The following is an 11898-nucleotide window of genomic DNA, read 5'->3' on the forward strand; positions in this document are numbered from 1 at the left end:
GGGCGGTCGGACATCAAGGTCGCTCAGGCGAGTGAGTGTCGCCATGTAGTCGGGGATGTCCGAGTGATAGACGTCGATCGATCAGCGTGCCGTCATAGAGGATGCCGTCGGATAACAGGATGTCAGTCCTGTTTTGGCAGAGCGCGATGCCACCGGGCGAGTGGCCGTTCGGCCAGGCCTATACCGGGCAAGACCGCGCGCTCACCAAGCAGATCCGCGCGCTCATCGCCCGGCTGCAGGCGCTCGGCCTGGTGCGGCATCGATGGGGAAGCGCTCGGCGAACTGGTCTTCAACAACATGAACATGATGTTCATTGAGTTCGTGAAGCGCGACGCGGCGAAGATACCGGAACTGCGCGCGGCGATACGGAGGCAGAACCGGATATTGGTGGCGGCGATTGGGTTTGAAATGGCGGACCTACTAAGCTAGCTGCATTGTTTATGTTGGACCGGCGCTCGCGATCCAGCCGACATAGAACAAGGCGGCGTAAAACAGCGCGACATCCATAAAGTCGACCTCGCGTGCCCGGTGAAGAAGGGCACGAAAGCTCATCAAGCTGCAAAGTTATCGGTGCCTCTTGTGACTGCCAGTAACCAAGTTACCCGCCAGTGAACTGGGTACCACCGGGGTCCAACCACCTTGTCTGCTGTCAATGTTCATTCACCCGTGACAAGTAATGTTGCAAAACCGGACTAGCTCCCTCGGACGAGAAGGCGCCGCTCAGGCCCTGAGCAGCCCCTTCTGCCGCGATGGCAGCCCGTCCCGCCATTGCCTCTTCATATCCGGTGACGGCCCGCCAGCCGTGGCCCGAGGTCAATGCCTCGGCGAGATCAACTGCATCGGCGAGCGCGAGATTCACCCCTTCACCCGAGAAGGGAGACATCAGGTGCGCCGCATCGCCCAGGAGAGTCAGCCCCGAACGACTGGTCCAGCGATGCCCGACAGGCAGCGCATAGAGTGGACGGACCGCGATGAAATCCCCGGTCTCGATGATTTCCTACGCGGGAGCCCATTCGGCGAAGGGCTCACGCAACTCTGCGCGCACCCTTTCGGGCGACACCGCCTGCCAGTTCCGCGCGGTCGCCTCGTCCAGGCGCAGGCCGGCATATCCGCGAATATGGCCGAGCCCGTTTCGCTGGGTGATCAGGACGCGATTGTTACCGACCGCAAACATCTTGCCACTGCCTGTCAGTGCGTCGATGGCGGGATGCCGTTCTACGCCGAAGCCCAGTTCGACCAATGTCACGCCTTCATAGGCTGGCACGGCATGGCTGAGCAGCGGTCGAACGCGCGACCATGCGCCATCTGCGCCGACCACCACATCGAAGCGCTCGCACCACCTATCGCCGATCAGCGCATGGCCATCGTCGGCAGGCGTGATTTCGAGGACGCGATGTCCCCAGCGCACCGTGCCGGGCGTGAGCGCATCCAGAAGGATCTGACGCAGGATCGTCCGATCGATTTCGGGCCGATCGTCAGCGGGCCCGTTGCGGTCGAACAGCAGGGTGCCGTCAACGTCGCAAAGCCGGTCCCCCTGATCCTCGGGGCGGGCCGCAGTGGTGAACTCGGATTCTAGGCCCGCCAGCCGCATCGCGCGTTGGCCAGTTTCGTCATGCAGGTCGAGCGATCCGCCTTGCGGCCGCTCCCCGGCATGCGCATCCCGCTCGAACACGACGGGGGAGAGACCGCCCAATTGCAGCAGTCTCGCCAGCAACAGCCCGCCGGGGCCGCCGCCGATGATCGCGATCCGATCCATTGCCATATCATCAACCTCCATGTACATAGGAGCCTATGTAAATGAACATAGGAGCCTATGCAATGCCCAATACCGATGATGATTGGGAGCCGCTTCGCCATCCTGGCCATTACTTCAGCCGTATCGCACGCGAACTGAGCCGTATCGGCGACGCGCGGCTGCGCGACCTCGGCTTCGCCACGGCGCAGTTGCCCGTACTGGTGGCACTCAAGGATGGAGAACGACTGTCACAGACGGAACTCGCGCGTTGGGCGAAGGTGGAGCAGCCGACCATGGCTCAGATGCTCGCCCGGATGGAGCGCGATGGCATCGTCAAGCGTGAGCCCGATCCGCGCGACGGGCGCTCGAGCCTGATATCGCTGACGGACGAAGCGCTTGCGCGATTGCCGGCTGGCCGCGCGATACTGCGGCAGGGCAATGCCGATATCATGAAAGGTCTGTCGCCGGAGGAGGTCGACACACTCGTGTCGCTGCTCCAGCGCGTCCTCGCGAATATCGAAGCGCTTGAGCAGTGAGCAAAGCATACCGATCGAATTGCGGTTAGCGGTAAACCGACCGAACTGTTCCCGAACGTCGTCGAGGCTCGTGTGGGATGGTGCCCCCGGACGGAATCGAACCGCCGACCTTCGGTTTACAAAACCGCTGCTCTACCAGCTGAGCTACAAGGGCACGGCACTCCGGTTAACATATTTGTTGCGCCAGTAAAGACAAAACTCCGTTTGCCCGGCATGTGATGTGGGCCGTCGGGGAGGGCATCCTGAAAACCGCCGGATTGTTTCCTACATATGGAAACGTTGCAATCGCTTCGAGCAGGGGTGTGGCATGATCAGATTTGTCATCATTCTCCCGATCATCTTCGTAGCCTGGATGCTGCTGGTGAAGATCATCAACGATGTGAAGAAGGCCAATGTCGACTGGGTTGGCGTGACCACCATCATCGGCTTCATCGCGCTCGCCTTCTGGCTTCGCCACGTCACGGGCATGGGGTGAGAGAGTAGCCACGAAGCAGGCCGCCGGCGAAGCTACCGATCTCCCTAGCAAAGAGGACATTGGCCATCGTCAACGTCCTCGCCGATCTCTGCGGGCCGAACTGGCCGCCAGCACGACCACGGCCCAAGCGAACCAAGCCGTTCCAGAAAAATCGAAAAAAGATTCGAACCTTTTTCCTTGCCGCAGCGACAGATGATCAAGAGGCGGATGGATCGCCTCGGTCAACGAAGCAAGGAGATCATCATGTTCACGCGCACACTCGTTTCCGGCGTCATCGCCACCGCCGTCGCCGCCAGCTCTCTGCTCGGCACCGTTCAGCCCTCGGCCGCCCACAGCCATCACAACCGCGACATCGGTATCGGCATCGCCGCAGGCGTTGGCGGTTTTGTACTGGGCAGCCTGCTCTCCCAGCAGCCCCGGACCGTCTATGTCGACGAAGACGGCGGCTCATGGCATGTCCGCCGCTGCTACGATCGTTACGCAAGCTACGACGTCGACTCCGACACCTATATCGGCCACGACGGCTATCGTCACTACTGCCGGCTCTGAGAGGAGGTGGCGTTCCAATCAGCTGAAAAGAGGGGCGCCCCACCGCCTCTCTTTTCGCTGTTCGTATGATCTCAGGCCGAGCTGACGCCGCCGATCATCCTGGTCACCTCGGCCGCGGCATCGCGCACCAGCGGGCCGATTTCGGCCAGCCGCTCCGGCGTCACCCGCACGGTCGGCCCGGAGACCGAAACGCCGCCGATCGGCTCGCCGAATTCGTTGAAGATGGCGGCCGCCACGCAGCGCATGCCGGGGTGCCGCTCCTCGTCGTCGACCGACCAGCCGCGCAGCTTGATTCGTGCCAGATCGTGGGCGAGGGCGGAGATGTCGGACAGCGTCTTGTCGGTGAAGCGCTGCAGCCCTGCCTTGCGCAGGATAGTTCCGACGCGCTCCGGCTCGAGATGCGCCAGCACCGCCTTGCCGATGCCCGACGCATGGAAAGGGCTGCGTGTGCCCGGCCGGAAGAAGGCGCGGATCGCCTGATGGGTCTCGACCTGGCTGACGAAGATCACGCAATCATCCTCGGCGACGCCGAGATTGGCGGTCTCGCCGGTTCTCTCCATCAGCTCCTGCATGACGACACGGGCGCGGTCGACCAGCTTGCGGCGGCGCAGGAAGGCCGCGCCCATTCGATAGGTCTCGACGCCGATCGACCACAACTGATCGCTGGTATCGAATTCGACCATGCCGTGGTTTTGCAGCGTCGTCAGCATGCGGTAGGCGGTCGACGCGGCCAAGCCGCTCTGCGCCGATATCTCGCTCAACGACAGGCCGCTGCCCTCCGCGACGATGGCCAGGATACGCAACGCCCGATCGAGCGACTGCACCGAAGCCTCCGATGGGCCGTTGAAAGCGCGCGGGCGGCCGCGCTGGCGTTTTTCTGTTGTTTCCATGTCGCCATTCTCGCCGATTTCGCCAAACAGGCAATGAAAAACTTTTTCACTCGGTTGGATGGATGCGTTTCTGGAAAACAGAAAATCCAATAAAATCAAGATATAGTCGCAGTTTTCTAGAAATGAAAAAATATTCTGAAAAAATTGAAAAATAGCTGACTTGCTGGCATCCTTGGCCAATCCAACAATGACAAACCCTGTGGAGGGCTGGAAATGGCCAGGATGCGCGCTGTCGATGCCGCGGTTCTCGTTCTCGAAAAGGAAGGTATTTCCTGCGCTTTCGGCGTGCCGGGCGCGGCGATCAATCCGTTCTATTCGGCGATGAAGGCGAGGGGCACCATCCGCCATGTGCTTGCCCGTCACGTCGAGGCCGCCTCGCACATGGCGGAGGGCTATACCCGCGCCAAGGCTGGCAATATCGGCCTGTGCATTGGCACCTCGGGTCCGGCCGGCACCGACATGATTACCGGGCTCTATTCGGCCGCCGCGGATTCCATTCCGATCCTGTGCATCACCGGTCAGGCGCCACGCGCGCGCCTGAACAAGGAGGATTTCCAGGCCGTCGACATATCAGCCATCGCCGCGCCGGTCGCGAAATGGGCGGTCACCGTCATGGAGCCCTATCTGGTGCCCATGGTGCTGCAGAAGGCGTTTCATCTGATGCGCTCGTCGCGACCGGGCCCGGTGCTGATCGACCTGCCGGTCGATGTTCAGCTGGCCGAGATAGAGTTCGACATCGATGCCTATGAGCCGTTGACGCCGTTCAAACCGGCCATGACGCGCGCGCAGGCCGAAAAGGCGCTGACGATGCTCAACGCGGCCGAGAGGCCGCTGATCGTCGCCGGCGGTGGGATCATCAACGCCGATGCGTCTGATCTGCTCATCGAATTCGCCGAAATCTCGGGCGTTCCGGTCATCCCGACGCTGATGGGCTGGGGCGCGATCCCGGACGACCACCGGCTGATGGCCGGCATGTGCGGCCTGCAGACCTCGCACCGTTATGGCAATGCGACGATGCTGGAGGCCGACTTCGTCTTCGGCATCGGCAACCGCTGGGCCAATCGGCACACCGGCTCGGTCGATGTCTACACCAAGGGCAAAAAATTCATCCATATCGACATCGAGCCCACCCAGATCGGCCGTGTCTTCGCGCCGGACCTCGGCGTCGTGTCGGATGCGGGTGCGGCTCTGAAGATGCTGCTCGACGTTGCCACCGAGTGGAAGACGGCAGGAAAACTGCGCGACTGGTCCGCCTGGGCGAAAGAGTGCCAGGCCCGCAAGAAGACGATGAAGCGCAAGACGCATTTCGACCAGGTGCCGCTGAAGCCGCAGCGCGTCTACGAGGAGATGAACAAGGCGTTTGGCCGCGACGTCACCTATGTCACCACGATCGGCCTGTCGCAGATCGCCGGCGCGCAATTCCTGCATGTCTACAAGCCGCGCAACTGGATCAATTGCGGCCAGGCCGGCCCGCTCGGCTGGACCTTGCCGGCAGCCCTTGGCGTTCGCGCCGCCGATCCCGACCGCACCATCGTCGCGCTGTCGGGCGACTATGATTTCCAGTTCATGATCGAGGAACTGGCGGTCGGCGCGCAGCACAAATTGCCCTATCTCCATGTCGTCGTGAACAACGCCTATCTTGGCTTGATCCGCCAGGCGCAGCGCGGTTTTTCGATGGATTTCGAGGTCAGTCTCGCCTTCGAGAACATCAACCGATCAGGTGATCCCGAAGCTGGCTATGGCGTCGACCACGTTGCGGTTGCAGAGGCGATGGGCTGCAAGGCGGTCAGGGTGCGCAAGCCCGAGGAATTTGCCGCCGCCTTCAAGGAGGCGCAGCGGCTGATGAAAGAACACCAGGTTCCGGTCGTGCTCGAATTCATCCTCGAACGCGTCACCAACGTCTCCATGGGCACCGAGATCGACAAGATCACCGAATTCGAGGACCTTGCCGAGCATCAGGAAGATGCGCCCACGGCGATCGTGATGTTGGATTGAGAAGAAGGACAAGACGAATGCCACGGTTTTCAGCCAATCTGTCGATGCTCTTTGGCGAGCATGACTTCCTCGACCGTTTCGATGCGGCCGCCCGCGCCGGCTTCAAGGGCGTCGAATATATCGGCCCGTATGACCATGCGCCCGAAATCGTCGCTGCCCGGCTGAAGAAGAACGGCCTGACCCAGGTGCTGTTCAACCTGCCGGCAGGCGACTGGGGCAAGGGCGAGCGCGGTATTGCCGCATTGCCGGACCGCGTGCCGGAATTCCGCCAGGGCATCGCCAAGGCGGTCGCCTATGCGCAAGCGCTTGGCTGCCAGCAGGTCAACTGCCTGGCAGGCATCGCGCCGGCGGGCGCCGACCGCAAAGTGCTGGAGGATGTCTTTGCCGAAAATCTCGCCTTCGCGGCGGAGAAGCTGGAACAGGCCGGCATCAGGCTGCTGATCGAGCCCATCAACACGCGCGACATTCCGGGTTTCTTCCTCACACACTCCGAACAGGCGCTGGCGCTGATCGATCGTATCGGGTCGAAGAACCTGTTCCTGCAGTACGACATCTATCACATGCAGATCATGGAGGGGGATCTCGCCCGTACTATCGAGGCTAATCTCAGCCGCATCGCGCATATCCAGCTTGCGGACAATCCCGGCCGTCACGAGCCGGGGACGGGCGAGATCAACTTTCCGTTCCTCTACGAGCACATCGACCGCATCGGCTATTCCGGCTGGATCGGGGCGGAATACAAGCCGAAGGCCGGCACGGAAGCTGGGTTGGGATGGTTCAGGGAATTGAGCGGGAAGGGGAGCGCGGCGGCTTAGTCGCTGAGGCTAACAAACTAAGTTCGCGTTCTTTCGCCCTAACAAAAAACGGAGAACCACAATGGAAACCATCGGTTTCATCGGCCTCGGCATCATGGGCGCGCCGATGGCGGGGCATCTGCTGGATGCGGGCTACAAGGTCATCGCCAGCGATCATCGCTCCAAGCCGCCTGCTGATCTCGTCGCCAAGGGCCTGAAGTCGGTCTCCGGCCATGCGGCTGTGGCCAAGGCTGCCGACATCATCATCCTGATGGTGCCCGACACCCCACAGGTCGCCGACGTTCTGTTCGGCGACAATGGCGTCGCGTCCGGCCTGACGGAGGGCAAGCTGGTCATCGACATGAGCTCGATCTCGCCGATCGCCACCAAGGTTTTTGCCAAGAAGATCAACGAGCTGGGTTGCGACTATCTCGACGCGCCGGTCTCGGGCGGCGAGGTCGGGGCCAAGGCTGCGTCGCTGACCATCATGGTTGGTGGCGAGGAAAAGCCGTTCGAGCGCGCCAAACCCATCTTCGAGAAGATGGGCAAGAACATCACTTTGGTCGGCCCCAACGGCGTTGGCCAGACCACAAAGGTGGCCAACCAGATCGTCGTCGCGCTGACCATTGAAGCCGTCGCCGAAGCGCTTGTTTTTGCGTCAAAAGCCGGCGCCGATCCGGCCAAGGTCAGGCAGGCGCTGATGGGCGGGCTGGCGGCTTCGCGCATTCTGGAAGTGCATGGCGAGCGCATGGTCAAGCGCACCTTCGCTCCGGGTTTCCGCATCGAGCTGCATCAGAAGGATTTGAACCTGGCGCTGGAGGGTGCTAAGGCGCTCGGCGTGTCGCTGCCCAACACCTCGACCACGCAGCAGCTGTTCAATTCCTGCGCGGCCAATGGCGGCGCAAAGGAGGATCATTCGGCCCTGGTCAGGGCGCTGGAGCGGATGGCGAATTTCGAGGTCGGTAGCAAGGCAGCCGAAACCAAAGGTAAAGCGGCATAGGGCGGCGCAACGTTCCCAAGCCGCAAACTCTTTCCTGTCGAAGAACGGGTTCCGGCGTCTGTCGCTGGAACCTGTTTCTCGTTTCCAGATGTTTCTGCCGTCCTGGCTCAGCCGCGCTTCAAGAATGTCCGCGCCACGTAAAGGCTGATCGCCGCGGCATTGGATACGTTGAGCGAATGGATGGCGCCGGGCATGTCGAGCCGCGCCAGCGTCGTCACCGTCTCGCGCGTCTTCTGGCGCAGGCCCTTGCCCTCGGCACCCAGCACCAGCGCTATCTTGTCACCGGCAAAGCTGGTTTCGAGTTCCGCCGGCCCGTCCGAATCGAGGCCGATGGTCTGAAAACCGGCCTCGTGCAGTTGGCCGAGCGCATCGGCGAGGTTCTTCACCTCGATCTGGTCGATATGCTCCAGCGCGCCGGAGGCGGATTTTGCCAGCACGCCGGATTCCTGCGGGCTGTGTCGAGCCGTGGTGATCAGCGCGCCGGCGCCGAAGGCGACCGCCGAGCGCATGATGGCGCCGACATTGTGCGGATCGGTGATCTGGTCGAGCACCAGCACCAGCTTGGCATCGCCGAGTGCATCGAGCCGCTTCGGTTTCAGTGGCTCGGCCTCGATCACCACGCCCTGGTGCACGGCGTCCGAGCCGGTGACCTTGTCGATGTCCCTGGGTTCGACCAGTTCCGTCTTGAAGGGCAGGGCGGCGAGATCGGCGATTTCGAGGCGCTCGGCCGCATTGCGCGTCACCATCATCTTCCTGATCTTGCGGCGCGGGTTGTCGAGTGCCGCCCGCACCGTGTGCAGGCCATAGAGCCGCACCAGGCCGTCCGCGGCATTTTCGCCCGGCGGAACCGGCTGCCGCGGCCTGAACGCCGGCGCGCCGCCGCTTTTCTCGTCGCGATAGGCGCGGCGCAGCTTGGCGTAATGGGTGTCTTTCGGGGTGTTGGTTTTATCGCTCATGGCTGGCTTCTATAGCCGTGTCCTCCGGCCAAGGATACGGCCCGTCGCCGCAGCCGGCGAACAGAAACGAAAAACGCTGGTTGCGCGGTTGACACCCAATGGGCTTGCCGCCATAAGGCGCTGCGCTGGTTTCGGAGAAGACATATCTCGGGTCCGGATTGGCGCGAATGCCTCGTTGCATGGCTCCGGCGGCAGATTGGAGAGGTGCCCGAGTGGTTAAAGGGGACGGACTGTAAATCCGTTGGCTTAGCCTACGTTGGTTCGAATCCAACCCTCTCCACCACTGCCGGCCCGGAAGCCCTGAAACGCGAGAAGAATCGGACCGAAAAGTGCATGGCGCTTTTCGGGTGAATCCGGTACTTCAGGAAAGGCGCGGGTATAGCTCAGTGGTAGAGCAGCAGCCTTCCAAGCTGAATATGCGGGTTCGATTCCCGCTACCCGCTCCAGTTTTTCATTCCTACGATCGGCAGACCGGGACGCCGCGCGGTGCTGCTTGGCTCGACGAGACGGTGACTACGCGACGACAGTCAGCCGGCGCTTGCGCTGATCCAGCGACACGATGGTCAGCCCGCTGCCGACAACCAGCAGGATGCCGCAGATCGCCAGCGCGTTGGGGAATTGCCCGAACACCAGTAGGCCTGAAATCACCGCCCAGACGGTGAAGCAATAGTAGAATGGCGCCACGGCACTGGTCGGTCCGACGCGGTAGGCCATGAAGATGAAGAAGTGGCCGAAGATCAGGAAAAATCCGGCGCCGGCCATCAGCAGCAGGTGGTGCATCCCGGGCATCACCCAGCGCTCGGAAACCAGATGCGCGGCACCGGCGCCGATCAGCACAACCACGACGGCGGAAATCGCCACGATCATCCCAGGCACCTCGGCCGAGACCCGCCGGCCGGCAAGGTCGCGCGCCGCCGCAAGGGCTGCGTTGCCGAGCGCCAGCAGGGCGTAGACGGAAATGCCTTGCATGGTCGGCTGCGCCACCATCAGCGCGCCGATGAAGCCGAGCCCGATCAGCGCCATGCGCTGCCCGCCGATCCGTTCGCCAAACAGGATCGAGGAGCCGACCAGCATCAAGAGCGGCGTGATCTGTCCGAGCGCGGTGGAATCGGCGATCTGCATGTTGGCGAGCGCGACGACATAGCAGAGGATCGCCGCCATCTCGAGCAGGTTTCTGCGCAGCACACGGCCGTCGAAGATCAACGGAATCTGCTTGCCGTAGCCCAGTGCGAACAACAGCGGAAAGCCCCAGAGTGTCGCCGCGGCACCGCGCAGAAACAGCACTTCGTAGGACGGCAGGCCTGACGTGGCGAGTTTCATCATCGTGTCGTTGACGAGATACGATCCCGTCGAAACGATCATGAACAACGGGCCACGGATTGAGGGTGGGATGAAATGCATCCGGTCAGGAGATCAGACCTCGATGACTTCAGCAATGGTCCATGGCCCGGCCGTGGATCAGACAGGGGATTACGCAAGCACGGCAGCGCTAACGCGGCTTCAGTCGATCGGCTTGTCACCCGTTTCATTTGGTATTGAGCTTTCCTATATCCGGGCCACATCCCCGCAATCGGATCGATGGTTCGGACTGAGTGAGACGGCACCCAGCCAAAAGACGCTTGTGTTTTCTGGCCTTTGTCGCTAATCGCCCCGCATTCGACTGAACTGAAGGTCTTCGACCGAACTGAAGATCCGGGCCGTCCAAGGAAAGAGACTATGGCAAAAGGTAAATTCGAGCGTAACAAGCCTCACGTGAACATCGGCACGATTGGCCACGTCGACCATGGCAAGACGTCGCTGACGGCTGCGATCACCAAGTATTTTGGTGAATACAAGCGCTACGACCAGATCGACGCTGCCCCTGAAGAAAAGGCGCGCGGCATCACGATCTCGACGGCGCACGTCGAATACGAGACGGCCAACCGCCACTACGCTCACGTCGACTGCCCCGGCCACGCCGACTATGTGAAGAACATGATCACCGGTGCCGCGCAGATGGACGGCGCGATCCTGGTCGTGTCGGCTGCCGACGGCCCGATGCCGCAGACCCGCGAGCACATCCTGCTCGCCCGTCAGGTCGGCGTGCCGTCGATCGTGGTGTTTTTGAACAAGGTCGACCAGGTCGACGACGCCGAGCTGCTCGAACTGGTCGAGCTCGAGGTTCGCGAGCTTCTGACCAAGAACGAGTTCCCCGGCGACGACATTCCGATCGTCAAGGGTTCGGCGCTGGCTGCTCTGGAAGATTCGGACAAGAAGATCGGCGAGGACGCGATCCGTGAGCTGATGGCTGCGGTCGATGCCTACATCCCGACCCCGGTTCGTCCGCTCGACAAGCCGTTCCTGATGCCGATCGAAGACGTGTTCTCGATCTCGGGCCGTGGCACAGTGGTGACCGGTCGCGTCGAGCGCGGCGTGGTCAAGGTCGGCGAGGAACTCGAGATCATCGGCATCCGTCCGACGACCAAGACGACCTGCACCGGCGTTGAGATGTTCCGCAAGCTGCTCGACCAGGGCCAGGCTGGCGACAACATCGGCGCGCTGCTGCGCGGCGTCGACCGTGAAGGTGTCGAGCGCGGCCAGGTTCTGGCCAAGCCGGGTACGGTCAAGCCGCACAAGAAGTTCGTGGCCGAAGCCTACATCCTGACCAAGGACGAAGGTGGCCGTCACACGCCGTTCTTCACCAACTACCGTCCGCAGTTCTATTTCCGCACGACCGACGTGACCGGCATCGTGTCGCTGCCGGAAGGCACCGAGATGGTGATGCCGGGCGACAACATCACCGTCGATGTCGAGCTGATCGTGCCGATCGCCATGGAAGAGAAGCTGCGCTTCGCTATCCGTGAAGGCGGCCGCACCGTCGGTGCGGGCATCGTCGTCACCATCAAGGAATAACCGACACCGGCCTGTGCCGGTCGGCTTCGAGACGGAAAGGGCGGTCCTTGGGGCCGCCCTTTTCTTTTGCCTGGCG

11 protein-coding genes, 3 tRNA genes and 1 pseudogene are annotated in these 11898 nt (G+C 62.1%); 10 read left to right on the plus strand and 5 right to left on the minus strand.

Annotated features, from left to right (window positions below):
* Window positions 1-119: 119 nt before the first annotated feature.
* Window positions 120-317, plus strand: a complete 198-nt coding sequence (locus NKI20_RS13195) for a hypothetical protein (protein WP_352831068.1) — start codon at window positions 120-122, stop codon at window positions 315-317.
* Between the two features lie 332 nt (window positions 318-649).
* Here NKI20_RS13195 and NKI20_RS13200 read toward each other — a convergent pair.
* Window positions 650-1783: pseudogene (locus tag NKI20_RS13200) on the minus strand (FAD-dependent oxidoreductase).
* 35 nt (window positions 1784-1818) lie between these two features.
* Between NKI20_RS13200 and NKI20_RS13205 the strand changes: the two are divergent.
* A complete protein-coding gene (locus tag NKI20_RS13205) occupies window positions 1819-2271 on the plus strand; it encodes a MarR family winged helix-turn-helix transcriptional regulator (RefSeq protein ID WP_023759357.1) in 453 nt (150 codons plus the stop codon).
* 78 nt (window positions 2272-2349) lie between these two features.
* Here NKI20_RS13205 and NKI20_RS13210 read toward each other — a convergent pair.
* Window positions 2350-2425: transfer RNA gene (locus tag NKI20_RS13210), tRNA-Thr, on the minus strand.
* A 153-nt stretch (window positions 2426-2578) separates the two neighbouring features.
* Between NKI20_RS13210 and NKI20_RS13215 the strand changes: the two genes are divergently transcribed.
* Entirely contained in the window at window positions 2579-2746 is a 168-nt protein-coding gene (locus NKI20_RS13215) for a hypothetical protein (protein WP_023757987.1), read from the plus strand.
* Between the two features lie 243 nt (window positions 2747-2989).
* Window positions 2990-3295, plus strand: a complete 306-nt coding sequence (locus tag NKI20_RS13220; protein WP_352831071.1) for a BA14K family protein — start codon at window positions 2990-2992, stop codon at window positions 3293-3295.
* Between the two features lie 71 nt (window positions 3296-3366).
* On the opposite strand, the gene bhcR is transcribed toward NKI20_RS13220, so the two are convergent.
* Window positions 3367-4185, minus strand: coding sequence for an HTH-type transcriptional regulator BhcR (gene bhcR / locus NKI20_RS13225; protein ID WP_352602467.1), 819 nt, complete (start codon window positions 4183-4185; stop codon window positions 3367-3369).
* A gap of 213 nt (window positions 4186-4398) precedes the next feature.
* Here bhcR and gcl point away from each other — a divergent pair, with 213 nt between their 5' ends.
* The 3 genes from gcl to NKI20_RS13240 all read left to right on the plus strand — a co-directional run bounded on the left by gcl (window position 4399) and on the right by NKI20_RS13240 (window position 7974).
* A complete protein-coding gene (gcl, locus tag NKI20_RS13230) occupies window positions 4399-6180 on the plus strand; it encodes a glyoxylate carboligase (RefSeq protein WP_352831073.1) in 1782 nt (593 codons plus the stop codon).
* Window positions 6181-6197: 17 nt separating this feature from the next.
* The gene (otnI, locus tag NKI20_RS13235; RefSeq protein ID WP_352831075.1) at window positions 6198-6995 is read left to right on the plus strand and encodes a 2-oxo-tetronate isomerase; all 798 of its coding nucleotides are present in this window, start codon (window positions 6198-6200) and stop codon (window positions 6993-6995) included.
* A 61-nt stretch (window positions 6996-7056) separates the two neighbouring features.
* The gene (locus tag NKI20_RS13240) at window positions 7057-7974 is read left to right on the plus strand and encodes a 2-hydroxy-3-oxopropionate reductase (RefSeq protein WP_352831077.1); all 918 of its coding nucleotides are present in this window, start codon (window positions 7057-7059) and stop codon (window positions 7972-7974) included.
* A 107-nt stretch (window positions 7975-8081) separates the two neighbouring features.
* Here NKI20_RS13240 and rlmB read toward each other — a convergent pair whose 3' ends face one another.
* Complete coding sequence (gene rlmB, locus NKI20_RS13245) at window positions 8082-8930, minus strand: 23S rRNA (guanosine(2251)-2'-O)-methyltransferase RlmB (RefSeq protein ID WP_352831079.1); 849 nt, start codon at window positions 8928-8930, stop codon at window positions 8082-8084.
* A gap of 198 nt (window positions 8931-9128) precedes the next feature.
* On the opposite strand from rlmB, the gene NKI20_RS13250 reads away from it, so the two are divergent.
* Window positions 9129-9213: transfer RNA gene (locus NKI20_RS13250), tRNA-Tyr, on the plus strand.
* An 89-nt stretch (window positions 9214-9302) separates the two neighbouring features.
* A tRNA-Gly gene (locus NKI20_RS13255) sits at window positions 9303-9376 on the plus strand.
* 67 nt (window positions 9377-9443) lie between these two features.
* Here the strand turns inward: NKI20_RS13255 and NKI20_RS13260 are convergent.
* Window positions 9444-10331 carry a DMT family transporter gene (locus NKI20_RS13260; protein ID WP_352831081.1) on the minus strand — a complete coding sequence of 296 codons (888 nt, stop codon included), beginning with the start codon at window positions 10329-10331 and terminating at the stop codon, window positions 9444-9446.
* Window positions 10332-10646: 315 nt separating this feature from the next.
* Between NKI20_RS13260 and tuf the strand changes: the two genes are divergently transcribed.
* On the plus strand, window positions 10647-11822 hold the full coding sequence (gene tuf / locus NKI20_RS13265) for an elongation factor Tu (protein WP_013531404.1): 1176 nt from the start codon (window positions 10647-10649) through the stop codon (window positions 11820-11822).
* Window positions 11823-11898: the final 76 nt, after the last annotated feature.

It is taken from the genome of Mesorhizobium sp. M0830 (genome assembly GCF_040319965.1).
GTDB lineage: Bacteria > Pseudomonadota > Alphaproteobacteria > Rhizobiales > Rhizobiaceae > Mesorhizobium.